18 protein-coding genes and 1 pseudogene are annotated in these 20,581 nt (G+C 72.3%); 7 read left to right on the top strand and 12 right to left on the bottom strand.

Annotation, left to right across the window (positions count from 1 at the left end; genetic code table 11):
* The first annotated feature begins 64 nt into the window (after positions 1–64).
* The gene (locus ABIA38_RS09415; RefSeq protein ID WP_424638033.1) at positions 65–1,000 is read left to right on the top strand and encodes an EamA family transporter; all 936 of its coding nucleotides are present in this window, start codon (positions 65–67) and stop codon (positions 998–1,000) included.
* A gap of 15 nt (positions 1,001–1,015) precedes the next feature.
* Here the strand turns inward: ABIA38_RS09415 and ABIA38_RS09410 are convergent, their stop codons facing one another.
* Complete coding sequence (locus ABIA38_RS09410) at positions 1,016–1,309, bottom strand: DUF6343 family protein (RefSeq protein ID WP_424638032.1); 294 nt, start codon at positions 1,307–1,309, stop codon at positions 1,016–1,018.
* A 145-nt stretch (positions 1,310–1,454) separates the two neighbouring features.
* Here ABIA38_RS09410 and ABIA38_RS09405 point away from each other — a divergent pair, with 145 nt between their 5' ends.
* The gene (locus ABIA38_RS09405) at positions 1,455–1,742 is read left to right on the top strand and encodes a hypothetical protein (RefSeq protein WP_424638031.1); all 288 of its coding nucleotides are present in this window, start codon (positions 1,455–1,457) and stop codon (positions 1,740–1,742) included.
* 67 nt (positions 1,743–1,809) lie between these two features.
* Here ABIA38_RS09405 and ABIA38_RS09400 read toward each other — a convergent pair whose 3' ends face one another.
* Positions 1,810–3,186 (bottom strand): MFS transporter, encoded by a 1,377-nt coding sequence (locus tag ABIA38_RS09400; RefSeq protein ID WP_424638030.1) that lies wholly within the window; start codon positions 3,184–3,186, stop codon positions 1,810–1,812.
* Positions 3,183–4,892, bottom strand: a complete 1,710-nt coding sequence (locus tag ABIA38_RS09395) for a CocE/NonD family hydrolase (protein ID WP_424638029.1) — start codon at positions 4,890–4,892, stop codon at positions 3,183–3,185. The genes ABIA38_RS09400 and ABIA38_RS09395 overlap by 4 nt, the downstream gene beginning before the upstream one ends.
* Positions 4,893–5,007: 115 nt before the next feature.
* On the opposite strand from ABIA38_RS09395, the gene ABIA38_RS09390 reads away from it, so the two are divergent.
* Positions 5,008–5,712: a TetR/AcrR family transcriptional regulator gene (locus ABIA38_RS09390; protein ID WP_424638028.1), complete on the top strand. Its 705-nt coding sequence runs from the start codon at positions 5,008–5,010 to the stop codon at positions 5,710–5,712.
* A gap of 34 nt (positions 5,713–5,746) precedes the next feature.
* On the opposite strand, the gene ABIA38_RS09385 is transcribed toward ABIA38_RS09390, so the two are convergent.
* A complete protein-coding gene (locus ABIA38_RS09385; protein ID WP_424638027.1) occupies positions 5,747–6,208 on the bottom strand; it encodes a ribonuclease domain-containing protein in 462 nt (153 codons plus the stop codon).
* A gap of 14 nt (positions 6,209–6,222) precedes the next feature.
* On the opposite strand from ABIA38_RS09385, the pseudogene ABIA38_RS09380 reads away from it, so the two are divergent.
* Both ABIA38_RS09380 and ABIA38_RS09375 read left to right on the top strand, forming a co-directional pair.
* Positions 6,223–6,699: pseudogene (locus ABIA38_RS09380) on the top strand (RNA polymerase sigma factor); the annotation flags it as partial.
* 194 nt (positions 6,700–6,893) lie between these two features.
* The gene (locus tag ABIA38_RS09375) at positions 6,894–7,526 is read left to right on the top strand and encodes an AAA family ATPase (RefSeq protein WP_424638026.1); all 633 of its coding nucleotides are present in this window, start codon (positions 6,894–6,896) and stop codon (positions 7,524–7,526) included.
* A gap of 18 nt (positions 7,527–7,544) precedes the next feature.
* Here the strand turns inward: ABIA38_RS09375 and ABIA38_RS09370 are convergent, their stop codons facing one another.
* Positions 7,545–8,363: a hypothetical protein gene (locus ABIA38_RS09370; RefSeq protein ID WP_424638025.1), complete on the bottom strand. Its 819-nt coding sequence runs from the start codon at positions 8,361–8,363 to the stop codon at positions 7,545–7,547.
* A 129-nt stretch (positions 8,364–8,492) separates the two neighbouring features.
* On the opposite strand from ABIA38_RS09370, the gene argJ reads away from it, so the two are divergent.
* On the top strand, positions 8,493–9,689 hold the full coding sequence (argJ, locus tag ABIA38_RS09365) for a bifunctional glutamate N-acetyltransferase/amino-acid acetyltransferase ArgJ (RefSeq protein WP_424638024.1): 1,197 nt from the start codon (positions 8,493–8,495) through the stop codon (positions 9,687–9,689).
* Here argJ and ABIA38_RS09360 read toward each other — a convergent pair.
* The 7 genes from ABIA38_RS09360 to ABIA38_RS09330 form a co-directional block, all read right to left on the bottom strand.
* Positions 9,677–11,365: a PucR family transcriptional regulator gene (locus tag ABIA38_RS09360; RefSeq protein ID WP_424638023.1), complete on the bottom strand. Its 1,689-nt coding sequence runs from the start codon at positions 11,363–11,365 to the stop codon at positions 9,677–9,679. The genes argJ and ABIA38_RS09360 overlap by 13 nt on opposite strands.
* A gap of 317 nt (positions 11,366–11,682) precedes the next feature.
* Positions 11,683–12,624, bottom strand: a complete 942-nt coding sequence (locus tag ABIA38_RS09355) for a GNAT family N-acetyltransferase (protein ID WP_424638022.1) — start codon at positions 12,622–12,624, stop codon at positions 11,683–11,685.
* Positions 12,621–13,574 (bottom strand): ATP-binding cassette domain-containing protein, encoded by a 954-nt coding sequence (locus ABIA38_RS09350; protein WP_424638021.1) that lies wholly within the window; start codon positions 13,572–13,574, stop codon positions 12,621–12,623. The genes ABIA38_RS09355 and ABIA38_RS09350 overlap by 4 nt, the downstream gene beginning before the upstream one ends.
* Positions 13,571–15,439, bottom strand: coding sequence for a dipeptide/oligopeptide/nickel ABC transporter permease/ATP-binding protein (locus ABIA38_RS09345; protein WP_424638020.1), 1,869 nt, complete (start codon positions 15,437–15,439; stop codon positions 13,571–13,573). Before ABIA38_RS09345 ends, ABIA38_RS09350 begins: the two co-directional genes overlap by 4 nt.
* A 2-nt stretch (positions 15,440–15,441) precedes the next feature.
* Entirely contained in the window at positions 15,442–16,431 is a 990-nt protein-coding gene (locus tag ABIA38_RS09340) for an ABC transporter permease (protein ID WP_424638019.1), read from the bottom strand.
* Positions 16,428–18,002: an ABC transporter substrate-binding protein gene (locus ABIA38_RS09335; protein ID WP_424638018.1), complete on the bottom strand. Its 1,575-nt coding sequence runs from the start codon at positions 18,000–18,002 to the stop codon at positions 16,428–16,430. Before ABIA38_RS09335 ends, ABIA38_RS09340 begins: the two co-directional genes overlap by 4 nt.
* On the bottom strand, positions 17,999–19,477 hold the full coding sequence (locus ABIA38_RS09330) for a serine hydrolase domain-containing protein (protein ID WP_424638017.1): 1,479 nt from the start codon (positions 19,475–19,477) through the stop codon (positions 17,999–18,001). Before ABIA38_RS09330 ends, ABIA38_RS09335 begins: the two co-directional genes overlap by 4 nt.
* A gap of 255 nt (positions 19,478–19,732) precedes the next feature.
* Between ABIA38_RS09330 and ABIA38_RS09325 the strand changes: the two genes are divergently transcribed.
* Positions 19,733–20,581 carry a M55 family metallopeptidase gene (locus ABIA38_RS09325; RefSeq protein WP_424638016.1) on the top strand — a complete coding sequence of 283 codons (849 nt, stop codon included), beginning with the start codon at positions 19,733–19,735 and terminating at the stop codon, positions 20,579–20,581.

Below are 20,581 nucleotides of genomic sequence, written 5' to 3'. Positions count from 1 at the left end.
AGCGGATGGTCTGTCCACCAATCCGCGGTGGACGCGGACTGTTGTCCTCGCCTGCAATGGGCGCATGATCAAATCACCGGCCCCGCTGCTCGCGCTGGGCTCGATCGTCACCGTGCAGATCGGCTCGGCCGTGTCGACCCATCTGTTCGACGCGGCCGGCCCGGCGGGGACCGCGTGGCTGCGGCTGTGCTGGGCCTCGCTGTTCTTCCTGATCCTGGTCCGCCCCAAGCCGTGGCGGCGCTCGCGGGCCGACCTCGGCGCCGCCGCCGCGCTCGGGGTGGCCAGTGCGGTGATGACGGTGGGCGGATTCGAGGCGATCGCCCGGATCCCCCTCGGCACCGAGGTGGCGATCGCCTTCCTCGGCCCGTTGGGCGTGGCGGTGCTGCGCCGGCGCGATCGCTGGGGGCTGGTCTGGCCGCTGTTCGCGTTCGCCGGGGTGGTCCTGGCCACCCACCCGTGGCAGGGGGACATCGATTCGCTCGGCGTGCTGTTCGCGCTGATCGGCGCGTCCGGCTGGGCCGGATACGTGGTGCTCACCCAGCGGATCGGCGACCGGTTCGCGGGCCTGGACGGCCTGGCCTTCTCCATCCCGGTGGCCACGCTCGCGAGTGCCGTGGTGGGTGTGCCGCAGGTGGTCTCGGGGGACGTGACCTGGCTCGTGGTGCTGGAGGCGGCGGCGCTGGCGCTGCTGATCCCGATCCTGCCGTTCGCCCTCGAACTCCTCGCGCTGCGCCGGTTGACCACCGCCGCGTTCGGCACCCTGATGAGCCTGGAACCGGCCGTGGCCCTGCTGGCCGGCCTGGTTTTTCTGCACCAGGTGCCAGGGGCGGGCCAGTTGGTGGGCATGGTCCTGGTCACCATCGCCGCGCTCGGTACGGCCCGCTCCGAGAACGCCCACCGCGAGCCGGCACCGACCGCACCGGAAGCAGAGGTGCAGAAGGTAGTAGAGGTATCGGTAGAGGTAGCGGCACACGTTCCCGAGACCACGCGGCTCGACTGAGCGACCCGCCGCCGCTCACCGCCGGTGCCGCGCGGGGCCGCCCCGCTCGGCGCTCATCCGGCGGGCGATCACCAACAGGTCGATCCACGCGATGATCGCCGTCACCGCGCAGACGATCGCCGCGATCACCCAGAACGTGCGCACCTCGGCCACATCGCCCGCGGCGGCCACCACGCACACCGCGCACCCGATCACGAAGACCGGCAACGCGATCGCGGACATCACCCGACGCGCGGCGAGGTCGCTGCGCGGATGAGCCGCCTCGCTGCCGGGCGGGCGCTTCGAAGGAGCGCGATGACGCGCGTTCATACCATTTCGATACCCGACCGACACGTTCATACGCGTTTGCACGGGCCGGCACGGCGGAGGAGGCTGGAAACGTACGTGATCGAGCCCTCCGAAGCGCCCGAGGCGAGCGCGGAGCGCGATCCGTACCGAGACGCAGGTGAGATCGATGCGCATTCTCCTGACCGCCCGGATGAATACCGAGGTGGCCAACCAAGCCATCGCCGACGGTACGTTGCCCAAGACCATCCAGGGCATCGTCGAGCAACTCAAGCCGGAGGCCATCTACTTCACCGCCTTGGAAGGCGGGCGTTCGTGTCTGGCCGTGTTCGACATGCAGGACTCGTCCGAGATGCCGACGTGCGCCGAACCGTTCTTCTCGCTGGGTGCCAAGGTCACGATGCAACCGGTGATGAACCTCGAAGATCTCCAGAAGGGCTTGGGCGCGCTCGGCTGACCGCCGCCGAACCCATTGTCGAATTCCCGCGTGGATCAGTATCGAATTCCCGCCTGGATCGGCTCCGTTACCGGTCGCCCACCTTCGCGTCCGGGCCGTGGCGGTTCGCCAGTTCCCGGCGGACCTGTGCGTGGTCGGCGCGAGTCAGCGCGATCCGGCCCGCGCACCAGATGCCCGGGAGCAGCCAGATCGCCGTACCCACCGACATCAGCACCCGGATCGCGGTCCGGGCACCGGCGTCCGGATCGTCGCCGCCGGAGTAGCCGGCCGCCGCCAGGGTCAGCCCCACCAGCCACACCACCAGTGCGGCCACCGCCGTCTGGGCGAATGCGGCCAGCCCGTACACCGCGCCCTCGCAGCGCCGCCCGGTACGCAGTTCCTCTCGGTCGGCGACATCGGCCAGCATCGACCACCCGGTCACCGCGACCGCCATGCTGCCCGCCGAGCCGAGCAGGATCAGCGCCCAGAACAGCGCGTCGTCGCCGCGTCCCGGCAGCAGGAACAGACATTGCAGCACCGCCCAAACGCTGGTGAACAGCACGTAGGTGCGGGACGTCCCGATCCGGTCGGCCACCCGACGCACCACCGGCAGCCAGACCAGACCGCTGACGAACCAGGTCAGCATCACCAGCGACGCGGTGCCCTCGGCGTAGCCCATCACGTGCACCGCGAAGTAGATCGCCACCGCGCCGGTGACCCCCAGCGGCGCCCAGCCGAAGGCGAGCACCCCGAGCAGCAGCCGCAGGGTGGGCGAGCGCAACAACTCCAGGCTCGCGCGCGGGCCTTGGGCGTCCTCGGCGGGTTCGACGACCACCGGTTCGCAGCCGCGCGAGGTACGCCAGGTGACCAGCAGCCCGCCGGTGGCCGACAGTGCGCAGACCGCGCCGGCCGCCGACCAGCCCACCCGGTCGCCGCCGCCGAGCGCGTCGCCGAGCACGCCGTGCAACGCGAGCGGCGCGATCGCCCCGAGCAGCGCGCCGAGTTGGGAGAACGCGGTACGTACGGTGGCCAGCGCGGTGCGTTCCGCGTAGTCGGTGCTCAGCTCCGCGCCCAGTGCGCCATAGGGCACGTAGAAGACGGTCAGACTGGTGAACCAGGCGAGCACGACGACCGGGTAGTACACCGCGCGGGCCGCGCCGGTCAGCCCGAAGTCGGTGAACAGCAGCCATGAGGTCAGCGCGTACGGCAGCGCCGCCGCGAGCAGGAACGGGCCGCGCCGGCCGCGCCCGGATCGGTGTCGGTCCGAGCGCAGGCCGACCCACGGTTGCAGGATCGCGTTCCACGCGGTGCCGACCATCATCGCGAAGCCGCCGAGCGCGGGCCCGGCGCCGACCACGTCGGTGAGGTAGTACAGGAACAGCGTGGTGAACGCCGTCCACATCACCGCGTTGGCCCACTCGCCGCCGCCGTACCCCCAGCGCACCCGCCTGGGCAGCGGGTTCATCCCCGGCCGCCGAGGATCGGCAGGTCCAGGTGGGAGGGAGCCTTGCCGTCGTGGTGCACGGTGTGTCGGCCGGCGTGCGGGTTGCGGTCCCAGCGGTCGAACGCGCTGCCGGAGAGTTCCACGCCGATCCGGTGTCCGGCGGCGAATCGGTGTCCGCCGGCGCCGAGTTCGACCTCGGCGCGGTAGACCCGGCCGGGTTCGACGGGTCGCGGCGCGGCGGCCGGATCGCGGTGCGAGAGTCGGCGGATGCCCTCCTGGACCAGTTGTGCGTAGCCGTCGGGCCAGATGTCGAGCAGGGTCACGGTGACATCGGCGTCCGGCGCGCCGGTGGCCACGGACACGCTCGCCCGGACGTCGCCCAGGACGGTGACCGGGTCCGGGAGCGGCGTGCTGCGGTAGACGAGCACGTCCGCTCGCGCGTGCAGCGGCCGGCGGTCGGTGAGCGTCGTGGTCATCGCCCACGGATCGCGGCCCTCCCAGGCGGCGACCGGGTCGCAGGGGTCGTAGGCGAAAGCGGTCGGCGGCTCGTCCGGGGTCGGCGGCTCCGGCGTCAACTCGCCGTCCGCGCGCAGGAACAGGCGCAGCGGAACCGCGTCCGGCGGCGGCCAGGTGTCCGCGTACCGGACCGTGTCCTCCCCCGTCACATGCGCCCGGACGCGCGGCCCGAGCGGCTCGCCGGCCAGTACCGCGTCGGTGAACTCCAGGACCCGGTCCCACGAACGTGGCCCGGCCGGGATCGGGATCCGGCCCACCCGGCCGTCGAAGTCGCAGCTCGTCTCGTGATCGGTCGGCGCGAGGACCAGTCGGCGGCGGTCGCGCAGGTCGGGGCGGCGGCGTTCCAGTTCGGTCCAGCACTGGAGGGTGCCCGGCAGCAGATTGTCGTACCAGCCGCTCCACACCAGGACCGGCACCTCGACCCGGTCGAGCAGGTCGCGCCGATCCCCCTCGGCCCAGAAGTCGTCCCGGGCCGGGTGGTCCACGATCGCCCGGTAGTGCTCGGCGGGCAGGCCCGCCGCGTCCGCGATGTCGCGCACCGGCAGATGTCGGGTGTCGAACCGGTAGGGGTTGAGGTAGCCGCGGCCGGCCTGGTCGCACGCCCACAGCGCGGTACTCGACAGGCACAGCGCGCCGCCCTCGTAGAGCAGCGTGTACTGGTCCAACCCCATGTCGCCGGGCGCCACGCAGGCCAGCGCGGGATGCCCGGAGGCCGCCGCGGCCCACTGGGTGAACGCGTAGTACGACTCGCCGCTCATCGCGACCCGCCCGTCGCACCACGGCTGCCGGGCCACCCAGTCGATGGTGTCCCAGCCGTCCTCGCCCTCGTGCGCGAACGGCGTCCAGACCCCCTCCGAGCCGAACCGCCCGCGGACGTCCTGGAGCACGGCGGCATATCCGCGCCGGGCCCAGTAGCGGCCGACGGCCGGCATGTACGCGTACGCCTCGCGCACCCCGTACGGCATCCGGATCAACATCGCCGGGACCGGGGTGCCGATCGGCGCGCGGGTACGGTCCGCGGGCAGGTATACGTCGGTGCGCAGCCGGGTCCCGTCCCGCATCGCGACCATGGTCGCGCGTGAGGTGTCCACCCGGGGGAAACGTTCGGCGGTGGCCGAGGGCAACTCCTTGAAGGGCAGCGCCAGATACCGGTTGCCGGCCAGGTGGAGCCTGGTCAGGGCCCAGGTGATGTCCGCGGTGAGTCGACGCATGCCACGTCCTCGGGTCGTGCGGTCGGGGAGACGCGAGTGACGCTAACCTCGACGGGACGGGGCCGGCATGGGAACAATTCACGACGGATTCGCTACGGATTCACGACGGGGTGCGATGGCCGACGAACCACCGACGAGCCCCGAGCCGCCGGCCGACCCCGCACCGGCGGCCACCCGGCGCGGCCGGGGTCGGCCGCGCGAGGTGTTTCGCCGACCGGCGGGCGAGGGCACGCCGCTGGACCGGCGGCCGGCGGACTACCAGCCGACCACCCGGGCGATCCTGGCCGCCGCACATCGGGTGTTGCTGCGCGCCGGGACGCCGGGGCTGACCCTGGTCGCGGTGGCGCGCGAGGCGCACGTGGACGTGACCACGGTGTCCTACCACTTCGGCACCCGACACGGGCTGATCGAGGCGCTGATGGACATGTTGTACGCCGACCCGGTGGCGGACTTCGCCGAGCGCGCGGGCGCGGCGGCGACCCCGGGCGAGCGGCGGCGGGCCTATCTGGAGAGCGTGGCCCGGATGTGCGCGGACGGGGACGCGACCCGGGCCTATTTCGCGATCACCGCACTGGCCCTGGCCGACGACGCGCTGCGCGCCCGGCTCGCCCGGCTCAACGCGTGGACCGTCGAGACGTTCACGCGCGCGGTGACGGGCGACGGTGCCGGGGCGAGCCGGGAGAGCCGGGTATTGGCCGAGTTGGTGTTCGCGGCGGTGGACGGGATCGAACTGCACCACGCGATCGGCGGGGCCGACTATCCGCTGGACGAGGTGCTGGCGCTGTTGGCCCGGTTGCTGGCGGACGCCCTGCCCGAGTGAGCGGGGCGAGTGTGCGCCGGCCGGGTGGGCGTGCTCAGGAACAACCCGAGGCGATGCGACGGAAGTTGGCGTAGTGGTCGCCGGTGTACCAGACGGTGTCGTTGCCGGGATCCCGGACCAGCCGCTCGGCGTCGCGGTGGTCGCCGTGGTGCCGGGGGTTGACGTCGTATTCGCGGTAGAAGCCGTTGTGCGGCAGGTCGCCACTGCGGTTGCCGTAGACATTGCTGCCGCGGATCACCAGATCGGTGTTCGGCACCGGATAATCCGTGGGTCGATCGGCGTGCGGCCAGCGCAGGTCCTTCCAGATCGCACAGGCTTGCCCGACCTCGGCGGGGAACTGCTCGACGGGCAACGGCGGCTCGAGCACGTCGGCCGGCCGAACGGCGGCCGGTGCGGACGGCGTGGTGGTGGTGGCCGCGCGGGCCACCGGTACCACGATCGCGGTCAGGAACAGGGCCGCCACGGCGGTGCGGCGTGCGGTGCGAGGAGTGATCACGCGCTGTTCAACGGGTGCGCGGGCGACGGGACACGGGGTTTGTGGTCGGCTCGGTAAGTCTGAAAAGCGCCGTTCGGCTCTCCGTACCTGATCCGGATCGCCGGCGCCGTCGCGAGTACGCTCGAGATCGAACTCCACGCCGGCCCCGGCGTGCCGATCGTGGGTCCGGATGGTCGTACGGTCGTCGGGAACCCGCAACGGCCCGTCGGACAAGACAGGGTGTGACCATCACCCCGATATGCGATCGCGAGTTGTGGGAGCGGGCATGCGCAGGTGAGCCCGAGGCGTTCGGGGTCATCTTCGACCGGAGCTCCCGCACTGTCTACAACTTCCTGTCCCGCCGCACCGGTTCCTGGGCCGAGGCCGAGGATCCGACCTCGGCGGTCTTCCTGGAGGCATGGCGCCACCGAAGCGCCGTCACCCTGGACCGGGACAGCGCGCTGCCGTGGCTGCTGGGCATCGCCCGCAACACCGCCGCCAACGGCGGGCGGTCCCGTCGGCGCTATCAGGCACTCAAGGAACGCCCGCCCACCCCGTCACCGGTCCCCGACCACGCCCAGGACGTCGCCGATCGGGTTCCGGTCGGCGGCGGGCGTTCGCGGGCCCGGCCGCCGATCGGCGAGGCCGACGTGCTTGCCGCACTTGGTGAGTTCACCTTGCGGCGCCGACCATTTAGGGTCGTCCCATGCTCGTGTGGATCAACGGCCCCTTCGGGGGCGGCAAGACGCAGACCGCGCACGAATTGCACCGGCGGTTGCCGGGCAGTGTGGTCTGTGATCCGGAGCAGGTCGGCTTCGGCCTGCATCGTATGTTGCCGAGGGCGCTGCGCGGCGACTTCCAGGATCTGCCGGCCTGGCGGCAGGGCGTGTTCGAGGTGCTGGACCTGGCGTTGACCCGGCACGAGGGCACGGTGCTCGTGCCGATGACGGTGATCGATCCGGGCTACTTCCGGGAGACCGTCGGGCGGCTGCGCGAACGCGGCCACGACGTCCGGCACTTCGCGCTGCTCGCCGAGCGGGAGACGGTGTTGCGGCGGTTGCGCGAGCGGGGATTCGGGCGGGCGGTACGGCTGGTGGCAGGCAAGGAGGCGCCGCTGCGCCGGGAGACGTTCGCGGTGTCCCGCCTGGATCTGTGCCTGGAACGCCTGGTCGACCCGGAGTTCGCCGAGCACATCCACACCGACCGGATCGGCACCGCCCGGGTGGCCGACCGGATCGCCGCGTCGACCGGGTTGACCCTGACGCCGAACACCGACGGCCCGGTCCGCGGCCGGCTGCGCCGAGCCTGGACCGGGGCGAAGCACATCCGTTTCGTCTGAGCGATCACCGATCACCGATCACCCTTGCGTTGCCAACAACACGTCGAGCGGGAAGGCCTCGGCATCCGCCCGGGAGCGGGACAGATGCAACGCGGTGTGGAAGTAGCCCGCGCTCTCCCGGCCCCACGGATCCTCGGCGGCGGCGGTCACCGCGTCGACGGCGTACCGCTGCTCCCGCGCACTGGTGAAGCGGCGCTGTGGGAAGGTCCGCGTACCGGCCTTCTCGGTGACCAGTCCGTGTCCCCGCAGCCCGTCGGCGATGCCCTGGTAGGACCCGGTGCGCAGGACGAACGCCGCCACCCAGACCGACCCCTTCGCCTCGGCCAGGAACGGCCGAAAGGTCCGCGGTGACAAAAAGCTGGCCCCGCCGGTGACGGTGATCAGCCGCGCCGACCGCGCGGCCCGAAGCAGCTCCGCCGAGGGCGGCGCGAGTTCCAGATTCTCCGCGAATCCGGCATCCAGCAGCCCGACCGCCCGCGCATAGGCGATCGCGTTGCCCGCCACGTCGAGCCCGACCACGGGCACCGCGTCGGCCCGCCGCCGAGCCGCGAACCACTCGCGATCGGCCTCGATCAACGCGGCGGTGTCCAACGCCGCGACCGGGGGCGACCCATACCGCTCGTACAACTCGGCCAGCGTCACGTCGTGATTGAGCAGCGCCGCGTTGATCCCGTACGAACAACAGACATCCAGCACCACGCCGCCCGCGTCGCGCACGGCCACCAGCCGCCGAAATATCCCCTGCGCATGATGCGGTGTCTGGTACTCCCACTCTCCGAGGGCCCGAAAGAAGGCCCGGGGATCCGGCTGATCGTAGATGTGATCGAACCGACTCATCCCCGCCGAATCTCCGACATCGCTCACCACAGGAACCACCTCCCACCCGATCCGTGCCCGCACCCCACCCACCGCAAGCCCCGGAAAAATCTCGGCGCACCCCCCGGTCGCCATGCAAGAATATGCTTCATGCAACATGTCTATGCAGTCGATCGGTTCCGCGCGTCGCCGACCTGGCCGGTGGGCTTCCGGGCCTACACCGGACACGGCGGGTTGCGCGCCGACGGGGACGACATCTCGATCGTGGTGTCCGACCGGCCCGCCGTCAGCGCCGCGGTGTTCACCCGCAGCCGCTTCGCGGGCGCGGCCGTGCGGTTGAGCCGCGAGCATGCGGCGGGCCGCCGGCTCCGGGCGGTGGGCACGCTGGCCAAGAACGCCAACGTCGCCACCGGCCGGCCCGGGGACACACACGCGGCCGAAGTGGCCGGTCGGATCGCCGCGATCGTGGCCGTGCCGACCGACGAGGTGCTGATCGGGATGACCGGCGTGATCGGCCGGCCGCTGCCGATGGACACGATCCGAGCCCATCTGGACCGGGCCGCGCGGCTCGGCCCGGCCGGGTTCGACGCCGATCCGGTCCGGGTGGCCCGCGCGATGATGACCACCGACACGCGTCCCAAGACCGCCGAACGCACCGTCGGCCGGGCCCGGATCGTCGGCGTCGCCAAGGGGGTCGGCATGCTGGAGCCGGACATGGCGACGATGCTCGCCTACGTCTTCACCGACGCGGCCGTGCCGCCGACCGAGTTGGACGCCGCGTTCCGGGCCGCGGTGGACAAGAGCTTCAACTGCCTCAGCGTGGACACCGACACCTCGACCTCGGACACCGCCGCGATCCTGGCCAACGGCGCGGCCGGGCCGGTCGATCCGGCGGAGTTCGCCGCCTCCCTCGCCGACCTGTGCCTGGACCTGACCGAACAACTCGCGCGGGACGGCGAGGGCGCCACCAAGCTGCTCCGGGTCACCGTCGACCGGGCCCGCGACGACGCCCAGGCCAAGCGGGTCGCCAAGAGTGTCCTGAACTCGCCCCTGGTCAAGACCGCCGTGCACGGCGCCGACCCGAACTGGGGCCGAGTCGTCATGGCCGTCGGCAAGAACTCGGCGGACACCGACATCGACCCGAACCGGGTCACCGTCCGCTTCGGCGCACTGGAGGTCTATCCCGCCGACCCCACCCCCGCCGCCCTCGCCGAACTCGGCGAGTACATGCGTCGCCCGGAGGTCGACATCCACATCCACCTGGGCCTCGCCGGCGGCACGGCGACCGGGTACGGCTGCGATCTCTCGGCCGGCTATGTCCGAGTCAACGCCGACTACACCTCGTGAGCCCGTGGCCCGACCACGCCGCGGACCGGGGTGGGCACGGGCCCCCGGGGCAGGGTGAAGTCGCCGGCCCGATGCGCGGACCGGCCGGTGGGGGTGGCGTGTAGGCGGAGTTGGAACATCGCGTCGAAGCGGGCGTCGCCGTCGGTCAGGTCGATGGCGCCCACCTCGGAGAGGCGGCGCAGGCGGTAGCGAAAGGTGTTGGGGTGTACGTGTACCGCCGCCGCGGCGGCCGTCACATCGCCGAAGGTGTCCAGCCAGGCGGCCAGGGTCTCGGTCAGGCGGGTGTCGTGTTCGGCGTCGTAGGCGCGCAGCCGGGCAACCGGGCCGGCCGGGGCGTCGTCGGTGGCGGCGACCCGGTCGGCGACGTCGACCAGGAGCGAGGACACGTAGACGTCGCACAACCTGGCGACGCGCAGCGGTGCACGCCCCGAGCGCAACACCCGCAGTGCGCGGTCCGCGTCGGCGCGCGAGGCGGGCAGGTCGATCGCGCGCGCGGCCACTCGGCCGATCCCGACCACCGCGTCGATCCGCCCGCCGATCCGGGCCAGGAACTCCTCGGCAAGGCGGACCGCCCGCGCGTCCGACTCGGTGGGCAGGATCGCGTAGGTGAAGCCGCCCAGTCGTGCGGTGGCCGTGCGCGGGTGTACCGCGGCCAGGTGCAGGGCCAGCGCGTCCACGATCCGGTGCTCCTCGGCGGTACGTTCGGCCGGTGCCGCGTCGCCGACCACGGCGAGCGCGAGCACGCAGGCGGGCTGATGCGCCAGGCCCAGCCGGCCCGCCGCGTCGACCGCCGCCGGGCCGCCTTCCAGCACCGTGGCCAACAGGTCGGTGCGCAGCCTGCGTTCGACGTCCGCGCCCGCCCGCCGGCGCAGCAGGTGCAGCGCGACCACCTTGGCCGCCTCGGTCAGCGAGCGCTCCAACTCGGCGGACAGCGGCGCCCGTACGACCACCCAGATCGAGCCGAGGATCTCGTCCCCGGCGCGGACCGCGATCGCCACCCGGGGCAGTTCGGAGATGCCGGCCAGGTAGAGCGGCCCCTCGTTGCGGTAGAGGGTGTGGAACGCGCCGCGCTCCTCCAGGATCCGCAACATCTCGGCGGGCACCTGGCGGTCCAGGATGGTGGCGATCCGCGGCTCGTCCGCCTCGTCCTGGCGACTGGAGAAGGCCAGCACGCGCCCGCTGCGATCCTCCACGGTGACCGGGCCGTCCAGGAGCGCGGCGATCGCATTGGCCAGGGCGAACAGGTCGCCGGACGGCGCCCCGTCGAGGGTTTCGCCGGTCTGCGTGCCGCCCACCTCGTCCACCGCGAGCAGCGCGCGCAGCAGGGTGGCGACCTGGGACCAGGACGCACCCGGGGTGAGTGCCAGCACCACCACGCCGGTGGCCGCCACCGCGGCTTCGAGGTCGGCGTCGACCACGACCGGGCCGCGCACCACGACGGCGGGCGCGCCCAGGCCGGCCGCGCGGTGCACCAGGGTGGCGATGGCCGGTGTCCCGTAGACGGCCACGCCGAGCACCACCGCGCCGGGCAGGTGGGCGGGTTCGTCGTGCGGGTCGTGGATGAGTACGCCGGTGACCTCGCGGTCGGGGTCCGGGGTGCCCGCCGCCAGCTCGAACAGGGTCGAGCCGAGGTCGTCGATGATGCGTCCGAGCACGGCGCGCGGGTGGGCGGTCATCGGCCGCCCGCCGTCCCGGCGGGGGTGGGGGCGCTCGGCCGGAGGGGTATTCGCGGTATGGCCGGCATGTTCATGATCGGGGATCCAATCGGTCGACACGGGTCCCCCGTCGAGCACTTCGTACCGGCCACGTCGCCGATGACCGGTACGTGGGCGGCAGTCTAAACGATCTTGGAGCGGATGTGCGGATAAATCGCGGCCTGATCCGCGCCCGCAGGCCGGCCCGTTTCGCCCCCGTTCCGGCCCGGATCCGGGTCGGTTCCGCCCCGGTTCCGCCCCGGCTCCGCGCTGGTTCCACCCCCGTCGCACCTCCCGGTTCAGCGCCCCTTCGGGACCCGATCCAGCACGTACGCGCCGTGCCGGCCGAAGCCGCGCACCACCAGGCCGTCGGCCAGCAGCCCGCCCAGCACCTCGCGCACCGCGAGCCGCCACGCGCGTGCCGCCGCCGGGTCGGTCCGGCGCAGCGCCTCGATGTCGCGCGGCACCGCGACCGACACCACGTTCGCGTCCGTGCGGCCGACGATCGGCCGCCCGTCGGGTCCCACCTCGATGCCGGCCACGACCTCCCGCGCCGCGTCGTCGAGTTCGGCCGGCTGCGGCACCCCGGCACACGCCAGCGCGACCCGGTCGGCGGCCAGGTCCCAGCGGGCCAGCAGCCGATCCGAGTAGTCGTCGCCGTTGAGCGCGTCGGCCATCGGTCCGTAGAAGTCGGCCAGATACGCGGCCGGTACGGCGCCGAGCTTGGCCAGGTTGAAGTAGGCGTTGCGCCCGACCAGCGGGTCGAACGTCCAGGAGATCCGGGTGATCCCGCGCGCCAGGCACCACGCGCGCTGATGCACCTTGAGCGCGTAGCCCACCTCACGCCCTCGGGCGTGTCGGTCGACGCCGGCGATGTGCGAGTGCAGGCCGTCGGTGGCGAGCAGGGCCACGCAGGCGCCGGTCAGCCGGTCGCCGGTGTAGCTGCCCGCGACATAGCCGCCGGCGTGCGCGAACACCCGCATCAGGTCGGTGTTCATCATCGGGTTGGTCGGGGCCGGTTGCCAGACGCGTTGGAACAGGTCGCACGCGTCGGTCAGTTCGGCCAGGGTGTGCAGTTCGCGGATCTCGGTGTGGGCGGCCCGGGCCGCGCGGTCGGCCGCCGCCGCCGCGCGGTCGCGCACCGGATCGAGGTCGCGCGGGGCACCGGGGTCGGGTTCGGGTCCGCGGTCGGCGCGGTACAGGTCGCCGCCGGTACGCGCGCCCGCCGGTGTCGGGGTCATCGGGTCCCGGCCTCCGTCTCCTGTTCGGCCGGCACGGCCGCTTCCGCCGGCTTCGCCCTGGTCGCCTTGGTCGCCGCGTCGGCGACGTCGGCCGGCTCGGCCGGTTTCGCCCCGGTCCCGACCGGCACACGTACCGGCAGCGGCTCGCCGATCTGCGGCACCCCGGACAGCAGGGCCCGGGTGTACTCGTGCGCCGGGTTCTCGAGCACCTGTGCGGCCGGGCCGTCCTCGACCAGAACTCCCCGATCCATCACCGCGATTCGGTCGGCGAGGTAGCGCACCACGGCCAGGTTGTGCGAGATGAACAACATCGCGAAGCCGAGCTCGCGCTGCAGGTCGCGGATCAGGTTGAGGACCGCGCCCTGGACCGAGACGTCCAGCGCGGAGGTGACCTCGTCGGCGACCAGTACGGCCGGTCGTGCCGCCAACGCCCGGGCCAGCGCCACGCGTTGCCGCTGGCCGCCGGAGAGCGCGTGCGGCAACCGGCCGCTCAGGCTCGCGTCGATCCCGACCAGGTCGAGATAGCGGGCCACCTCCTCCGCGCGCCGCGTACGGTCGGCGCGTGGCAGCGCCTCGGCCACCGAGGCGCCGATGCTCAGGCGCGGGTTCAGCGACGCGAACGGGTCCTGGAAGACCAGTTGGATCGGGCGACGACCGGGCCGCCGGCCCTGGTCGACGCCGTCCACCAGGACGTGTCCCGCGCTGATCGGCACCAGGCCGACCGCGGCCCGGCCGAGCGTGGACTTGCCCGATCCGGAGCCGCCGACCAGGCCGACCACCTGCCCGGCGGGCACCTCGAGGCTGACGTCGTCGACGGCGGTCACCGCACCGCGCCCGCGCCCGTAGCGCACGCTGATGTGTCGCAGTTCGAGCGAACCGGACGTGGCGGTCGGCGCGGTGGGTCCGGTCGCCTCGGCGACGACCGGGCCCTGCGTACTCGCGGCTTTCATCGGACCTCCTCCAGTTCGCGGGTTGCCGTCTCGATCGGGTCCCAGCAGGCGACCTTGCGGCCCGGGCCGAGTTGCACCAGCACCGGCTCCTCGGTGCGACAGCGGTCGGTCGCCCGGGCGCAGCGCGGCGCGAACGGGCAACCGGCGCGGTCCTCGCCGGGCTCGGGCGGGCGGCCGGGGATGGTGGCCAGTGGCTCGTCCCGGTCGGTGGTCATGCTGGGCACCGCGCCGATCAGCGCGGCCGAGTAGGGGTGGGCAACGCCCGCGGCCAGGTCGCCGACCGGGAGTTCCTCGACGATCCGGCCCGCGTACATCACCACGACCCGGTCGCACACCTGGGAGACCACCGCGATGTCGTGCGAGATCAGCAACAACGCCGCGCCGGATTCCGCCCGTACGTCCCGCAGCAGGGCCAACACCTGGGCCTGCACGGTGACATCGAGCGCCGTGGTCGGCTCGTCGGCGATGATCAGCCGAGGTTCCCCCATCAGGCCCATCGCGATCATCACCCGTTGGCGCATGCCGCCGGAGAACTCGTGCGGGCGTTTGCGGACCCGCAGTTCGGGGTTGAGAATGCCGACCGCGCCGAGTCGGGCGACGGCCCGGGCCCGGGCGGCGGCGCGTCCGGCGTCGTGGTGCACCTCGGCCACCTCGGCCAGTTGCCGGCCGACGGTGAGCGCCGGGTTGAGCGAGGCCATCGGGTCCTGGAACACCATGGCCAGCGAAGTGCCCTTGGGTGCCTGCTTGTTCAGGTCGCGGTCGGCGAAGCGCAGGGTCCGGGCGCTGACTCGGCCCGGGTGCGGGACCAGGCCGGCGGTGGCCAGCGCGGTCAGGCTCTTCCCGGAGCCGGATTCGCCGACGATGCCGACCGCCTCGCCCTCGGCGACGCTGAGGCAGACATCGTGTACGGCGGTGTGGCCGGGGAAGCGCACCCGCAGGTGGTCGATGGTCAGCAGGCCGGACTCGGCCTGCTCGGCCGCCGGTTCGGCGACGACGGTCTCGGCGACCTCGGCCTGCGGCGCGCCGCGGCCCGCGTTCGCCTTGGCCACCGCCTCGCCGATCAGGCCGAAGGTGATGCCGGTGAGCACGATCGCGGCGCCCGGGCCGAACGCCGACATCGGGTCGACCATGACCCGGTCGAGCTGCTCGTTGAGCAGGCGTCCCCAGTCGTAGTCGGGCGGTTGCACGCCCAGGCCGAGGAAGGACAGCCCGGAGAAGGCGACCAGGATGCCGGCCGCGACCTGGGCGACGAACAGTGCGACCGGTTCGGCGATGTTGGGCAGGATGTGCCGGACCACGATCCGGAACCGGCCCACCCCGAGGATCCGCGCGGCGGCCACATAGTCGGTGCCGGCGATCGAGGCGGTCAGGTTCTGTACGAGTCGGGCGGTGGCGGGGGCGGCGCCCAGGCCGATGGCGAACGACGCGGCGAAGGTGCCGACGCCGAAGATGACCGAGAGGAAGAGTACGAAAAGCAGGCCGGGGAAGGCGACCAGCAGGTTGACCGTCGCGACGACCAGGCGGCCGGCGCGGCGGCCCAGGACGGCCGGCAGCACGCCGAGCAGCAGGCCGCCGGCCACCGCGATCAGCGTGGCGAACAGGGTCAGTTCGAGGGTGAGGCGGGTGGCCACCACCACCCGGGCGGCGATGTCGCGACCGAGCGCGTCGGTACCGAACAGGTGCTCGATGCCGCTGTGTCGGCCGATCTGGTCGGTGTCGATCCGCTCCGCGGTGTCGCCGAGCAACATCGGGCCGAGGATCGCGGTCAGCGCGATGACGATGCTCGCAATCGCGGCGGCCAGGCCCAGCGGGGTGCGCAGGACCAGGCGCAGCCTGGGCAGGCGCGGTGTGGGTGCGTGCGGCATCGTCAGCTCCCGCGGATCGTGGACTGGGGATCGGCAACGGCGACGGCGAGGTCGACCACGAAGTGGATCGCGAGGGCGGCGGCGCCGTAGACGAGCACGATGCCTTGGACGAGCGGATAGTCCTTTTGCAGGATCGCCTGGACGATGGTCATGCCCAGGCCGGGCCAGGCGAAGACGTTCTCGATCAGCACGGTGCCCGCGAGCAGGCTGCTGAGCATCAGGCCGCCGAGGGTGAGCGAGGAGGTGAGCAGGTTGGGCAACGCGTGCCGCAGGTAGACCAGTCGGGCGGGCAGCCGCTTGGCCCGGGCGGTGCGCATGTAGTCGGTCTCGAACACGCGCAGCGCCTCGACCCGAACGATCCGCGACAGCGCGGCGATCGGGGTGATGGCCAGCGCGAGGACGGGCAGTACGTAGGAGTCGGGGCCCTCGCGCAGTGCCACCGGGAACCAGCCGAGGGAGACCGCGAACACCGAGGTCAGGCCGACCGCCAGGAGGAACTCCGGGATGGCCACGATCGCCCCGGTCGAGGAGGCGAAGGCCAGTTCGCCGCGCCGGCGGCGGCCGTTGCGGGTGTAGACGGCCATCACCATGCCCAGCGGGATGGCGACCAGCATCACCAGGACGAAGGCGTAGATGGCGATTTCCAACGTCGCCGGCAACCGGTCGCCGATCATCGAGGACACCGGGACCCGGGCGGTGATCGATTCGCCCAGGTCGCCGTGGAACAGGCCGCCGACGAAGTGCCGGTACTGGGTGAGCAGCGAGTCGTCCAGGCCCAGTTGGGCACGACGCTGGGCGACCGCCTCGGGTGTGGCGTTCATCCCGAGCGATCCGCGAACCGGGTCGCCGGGGACGAAGTGGATCATCGCGAAGGCGGCGGTGACCAGCGCGGCGAGGGAGACCACCAGCCGGCCGGTGCGGCGCACCAGGAAGGAGGTCCACGGGCCGAGGCGGAAGTCGAAGGCGCGGCCGACCATGGTTGCCGTGCTCATCGTGCACCGCCCTTGCGCAGTGTGATCGGCACGATGCCGCCGTTGTCGAGTTCGAAGGACGCGCCCCGGGTGAACCAGGGGGTGAGCGCGTCCACGAAGGTCACCACATCCACACGTTTGAGCAACTCGGACTCGGCCGCGCTCCATTCGGGGCAGCCGGTGATGTCCGGCTTGGCCATCGCGAGCGCGGCGAGGCGCTGGTACTCGGGGTTGTCGAGGGAACCGAAGTTGAGCCCCTTGGGCGGGTGGGTCCCGCTGAAGAACGGGATGAGCTGGTCGGGGGTGGCCACCGAGAGCGGCCCCCAGGCGACCTCCCACTGACCGCCCATCAGCGTCGAGGCGTTGGTGGAGGGGTTGGTCGGTCGGGTGCTGACGTCGACGCCGAAGGACTCCCACTGTTTGACCGCCAACTCGGCGGCGGAGACGAGCTGGGAACCGTTCGCGCCGGGGTAGGGCATCGAGATGGAGAGCCGCTTGCCGTCCTTGCTCCAGCGCCCGCCGGACTTCTTCCACCCGGCCGCCTTCAGCAACTCGGCTGCCTGGGCCGGGTCGTGCGCCGGGACGTTGCCGGTGACCGAGTCGGTGACACAGGGCGGGGCCATCGGGATGCCGAACCGGGTCGGGGCCAGGCCCTTGCCGCCGGTGGCCACCGCGCCGATCTGCTTGAGGTCGAGCGCGGCGATCAGCGCCTTGCGCACCTGCGGGTCGGCGGTGACCCGATTGGGCGCCTCGTTGAAGATCAGCATGCCCCACGGGTCGCGCATGGTCGGGCCCTTGACGCCGGCCGCGGCCAGTCGGGAGCGGTCGGCGCCGCCGATGGGCGCGACGTTCAGTTGTCCGCCGAGGACCAGGTTGGCCCTGGTGGACTCGTTGGCGACGACCTTGAAGATCACCCGATCCGGGGTGGCGCTGTTGTCCCGCCCCTCCGGTCCCCAGGTGTAGCCCGCGCGCTTGGTGAAGGTGAAGTGGTCGCCGGGGACGACCTCGGTCAGCCGATAGGGGCCGGTGCCGTCGGAGCCGTGCGCCAAGGTGTCCTGCGCCTGCATGCCGGTGGGGCACACCAGGCGCAGGAACGCGGTGCCGCGGACCAGGAACGGGGTGGGCTCCGCGGTCTTCAGGGTCAGCGTGCCGGCCTCGTCGTCGCCGGTGGCGCTGACCCCGGTGGGCACGAACAGGCCGTTCACGGGCGACTGGGTGGCCGGGTCGGCGATGTAGTTGTACTGGGCCGCGATGTTGGACGCGGTCAGTGGCGCGCCGTTGCCGCACGTCACGCCGCGTTTGAGGGTGAAGGTCGCCGAGGTCGAGTCCGAGGTCCACTTCTCCGCGACGCCGGAGACGATCCGGCCGTCGGGCATGACGTTGACCAGCGAGTCGTAGGCGAAGCGGTTCATCGACACCGCGGTCGAGACCAGCGTGGTCAGCGGATTCATGGTGCCGGGGTCACCCAGGATCCCGACGGTGACCGTGTCGCCGCCGCCGGCACTGCCACCGGAGCCGGTCCCCCCACATCCGGTGGCGAGCAGCACCGACGCGACGGCAGCCGCTGCGGCTCCGCGCGGGGCGCGTCTCATCGCGCGCCCCCGTCGGCACACGCCGCGCCGGCCCGGTCGGCGGCGTGGTCGCCGACGCCCGGCTCGCCGGCCACCACGCGCGGGACCGCGCGGGTCATGTGCAGGAAGCGGGCCCGGTCGCCGTCGCCGACGAACGCGTACTGGTCGTGCCGCCCGTTCTTCGCCTCGACGGCGATCAGCGTGCGGGCGTCGCGCACCACGAGCCTGCTGGTGCGCACCTGTTCGCCGGCCATCCGGGCCGCGACGCCGACGGTCCGCATGGTCAACTCCAGCCCCTCCTCGGAATCGACCACCTCGAACGCCATCACCGCCGAGGTGTATCGGCCGACGAAGTAGCGCGCGTCCACCACCGGCGGCTGCTCCGGCGGCGCCGAGGGCAGCGGGACCAGCACCTCGGCCGTGCTCGCGAACACGTCGCGGACCAGGTCGTACATCACGCCCAGGTCGCCGCCGTTGGTCAGGATCGCGATCGACACACCGCTGTCGGGAGCCACCCGCAGGATCGCGCTCTGCCCGACGGTGCCGCCGTCGTGGCCGATCACCGGCCCGCCGGCCCAGTCGAACAGGTTCCAGCCCAGGCCCCATGCGGTGCCGACGGCCTCGGTGTCGGGCACCCGCACCTGCGGCACGCGCATCGCCAGCGCGGACGCCTCGGACAACAGGCGGGTGCCGTCCGGCAGCAGGCCCCGGGCGACATGCGCGGCGGCGAACGCGACCAGGTCGCTCGCCGTGGTGGTCAGCGTCGAGCCGGCCGGCGCATTGGAGCGCGGCATCTGCCAGATGGGCGCCTTGGCGTTGGTGCCGTCCGGACCGGACACGTGTCCGATCGCCACCCGGTGCAGGATCGCCTCGTTCGGGTCGGTGGCCACCCGGGTCAACCCCAGCGGCACCGCGATCCGCTCGCGGATCGCGGCCTCCCAGGTCTGCCCGGTGAGCACCTCGACGATCCGGCCGAGCGTGACGAACCCGCTGTTGCAGTAGGAGAACATCTCGCCGGGCGCGAAGAGTTGGCCCGCACTGTCCGCCATGGCCGCCACCAGCTTGGCCACCGCGTCCGCCCCGGGGCCGTAGTCCTCGAACAGGTCACCCTCGAACCCGGCGGTGTGGCACAGCAGTTGACGAGTCGTCAGAGAGGCGGCGGCGCCCTCGTCGACGACCTTGAAGTCCGGCAGGTAGGTACGCACGGGCACGTCGAGGTCGAGCACACCCTCGTCGACGAGCTGCATGATCAGCGTCGCGGTCCAGACCTTGGTGATCGACCCGATCTGGAATATCGAGTCGGGGGTCGCCGGATACCCGAACTCCACATCGAGCACACCCGTGGCCGCGGTGACCGTCTCCTCGCCGATCCGTACCGCGACGCTGGCGCCGGGAATGTTGCCCCGCTCGGCCAGTTCACCGAGTCGCTTCGCCAGGTATTCGGCCGTTGGCAGCGCCCGAACGGCGGCATTTCCGGGCTGATCGGCTTGTCCCATTGTGGGATACCTCCTCGGAAGGCGGCGAGGGTGCCGCAGTGGACGATCACGCTAGGCAGCGTCCGAAAACCTCGAATCGTCGTCGTGGACGAAGAACCGCCGTCGAACCTGTCCGAATCACCGACGCCGAGTCGACCCACCTCGGGCGATCCTCGGCAGTGGCCGCCGACGGTCCGCCCGTCGACCGTGCCTAGGCTCTGTCCGGCGACGCGCACGGCGGCCGGCCGGCGTGGGGACGAGGAACGGGAGAAGCCGATGGACGTGTACATCTCGATCGACATGGAGGGCGTGGCCGGGGTCGCCACCCTGGACCAGATCTGGCGTGGCGGCAGCGGCTACCCCAGGGCGCAGTTGCTGATGACCGGCGAGGCCAATGCGGCGATCGAGGGCGCGTTCGCGGCGGGCGCGGACAACGTACTGATCAACGACAGCCACGGCACGATGGACAACCTGATCGCCGAGGACCTGGACCCCCGGGCCCGGATGATCCTGGGCTCCCCCAAGGCCCAGTGCATGGCACACGGCCTGAACCGGCAACACGCGGTCGCGTTGTTCGTCGGCTACCACGCGGCGGCGGGCAAGCCGGGCGTGCTCTCGCACACCTTCTCCGGCAACTTCACCTCGGTCCGACTCAACGACAAGTCGGTCACCGAGGCCGAGGTGAACGCGCTGATGGCGGCCCAGCACGGAGTGCCGATCGGGCTGGTCACCGGCGACAACCAGGTCTGCGCGGTGGCCCGGGACGTCTTCCCCGGCGTGCGGATCGCGGAGGTCAAGTCGGCCGAGGGGTGGGCCGCGGCGGACACCATGCACCCCTCCCGGGCCCGCGACCTGATCCGCGAACAGGCCGCCCTCGCGGTGACCGACGCCGGCACGCTGCGCCCGCTGCCGATGCCCGACGAGCTGATCCTGGAGGTGGGCTTCCAACTCCCCCTGGCCGCCGAGTTCGCCGCCGCCGTCCCCGGCGCCGAACGCCTGGACCTGCTCACCGTGCGCTGCGCCGCGCCCGACCCCGACGGCGTGATGAACCTGATCAACGTCTGGTACACGGTGGCCTCGCACACCGCGATGACCCACCTGCCGAACACCGCCGCCAAACGCTAG

The sequence above is a fragment of the Embleya sp. AB8 genome (assembly GCF_049739465.1).
GTDB lineage: Bacteria > Actinomycetota > Actinomycetes > Streptomycetales > Streptomycetaceae > Embleya.
This window is presented reverse-complemented; position numbering and strand designations above follow the sequence as displayed.

Excerpts from the sequence above, each read along its gene's own strand:
- ABIA38_RS09415 (WP_424638033.1), top strand. The coding sequence starts at position 65 with ATGATCAAATCACCGGCCCCGCTGCTCGCGCTGGGCTCGATCGTCACC.
- ABIA38_RS09410 (WP_424638032.1), bottom strand. The coding sequence starts at position 1,309 with ATGAACGCGCGTCATCGCGCTCCTTCGAAGCGCCCGCCCGGCAGCGAG.
- ABIA38_RS09405 (WP_424638031.1), top strand. The coding sequence starts at position 1,455 with ATGCGCATTCTCCTGACCGCCCGGATGAATACCGAGGTGGCCAACCAA.
- ABIA38_RS09400 (WP_424638030.1), bottom strand. The coding sequence starts at position 3,186 with ATGAACCCGCTGCCCAGGCGGGTGCGCTGGGGGTACGGCGGCGGCGAG.
- ABIA38_RS09395 (WP_424638029.1), bottom strand. The coding sequence starts at position 4,892 with ATGCGTCGACTCACCGCGGACATCACCTGGGCCCTGACCAGGCTCCAC.
- ABIA38_RS09390 (WP_424638028.1), top strand. The coding sequence starts at position 5,008 with ATGGCCGACGAACCACCGACGAGCCCCGAGCCGCCGGCCGACCCCGCA.
- ABIA38_RS09375 (WP_424638026.1), top strand. The coding sequence starts at position 6,894 with ATGCTCGTGTGGATCAACGGCCCCTTCGGGGGCGGCAAGACGCAGACC.
- ABIA38_RS09370 (WP_424638025.1), bottom strand. The coding sequence starts at position 8,363 with ATGAGTCGGTTCGATCACATCTACGATCAGCCGGATCCCCGGGCCTTC.
- argJ (WP_424638024.1), top strand. The coding sequence starts at position 8,493 with ATGCAACATGTCTATGCAGTCGATCGGTTCCGCGCGTCGCCGACCTGG.
- ABIA38_RS09360 (WP_424638023.1), bottom strand. The coding sequence starts at position 11,365 with ATGACCGCCCACCCGCGCGCCGTGCTCGGACGCATCATCGACGACCTC.
- ABIA38_RS09355 (WP_424638022.1), bottom strand. The coding sequence starts at position 12,624 with ATGACCCCGACACCGGCGGGCGCGCGTACCGGCGGCGACCTGTACCGC.
- ABIA38_RS09350 (WP_424638021.1), bottom strand. The coding sequence starts at position 13,574 with ATGAAAGCCGCGAGTACGCAGGGCCCGGTCGTCGCCGAGGCGACCGGA.
- ABIA38_RS09345 (WP_424638020.1), bottom strand. The coding sequence starts at position 15,439 with ATGCCGCACGCACCCACACCGCGCCTGCCCAGGCTGCGCCTGGTCCTG.
- ABIA38_RS09340 (WP_424638019.1), bottom strand. The coding sequence starts at position 16,431 with ATGAGCACGGCAACCATGGTCGGCCGCGCCTTCGACTTCCGCCTCGGC.
- ABIA38_RS09335 (WP_424638018.1), bottom strand. The coding sequence starts at position 18,002 with ATGAGACGCGCCCCGCGCGGAGCCGCAGCGGCTGCCGTCGCGTCGGTG.
- ABIA38_RS09330 (WP_424638017.1), bottom strand. The coding sequence starts at position 19,477 with ATGGGACAAGCCGATCAGCCCGGAAATGCCGCCGTTCGGGCGCTGCCA.
- ABIA38_RS09325 (WP_424638016.1), top strand. The coding sequence starts at position 19,733 with ATGGACGTGTACATCTCGATCGACATGGAGGGCGTGGCCGGGGTCGCC.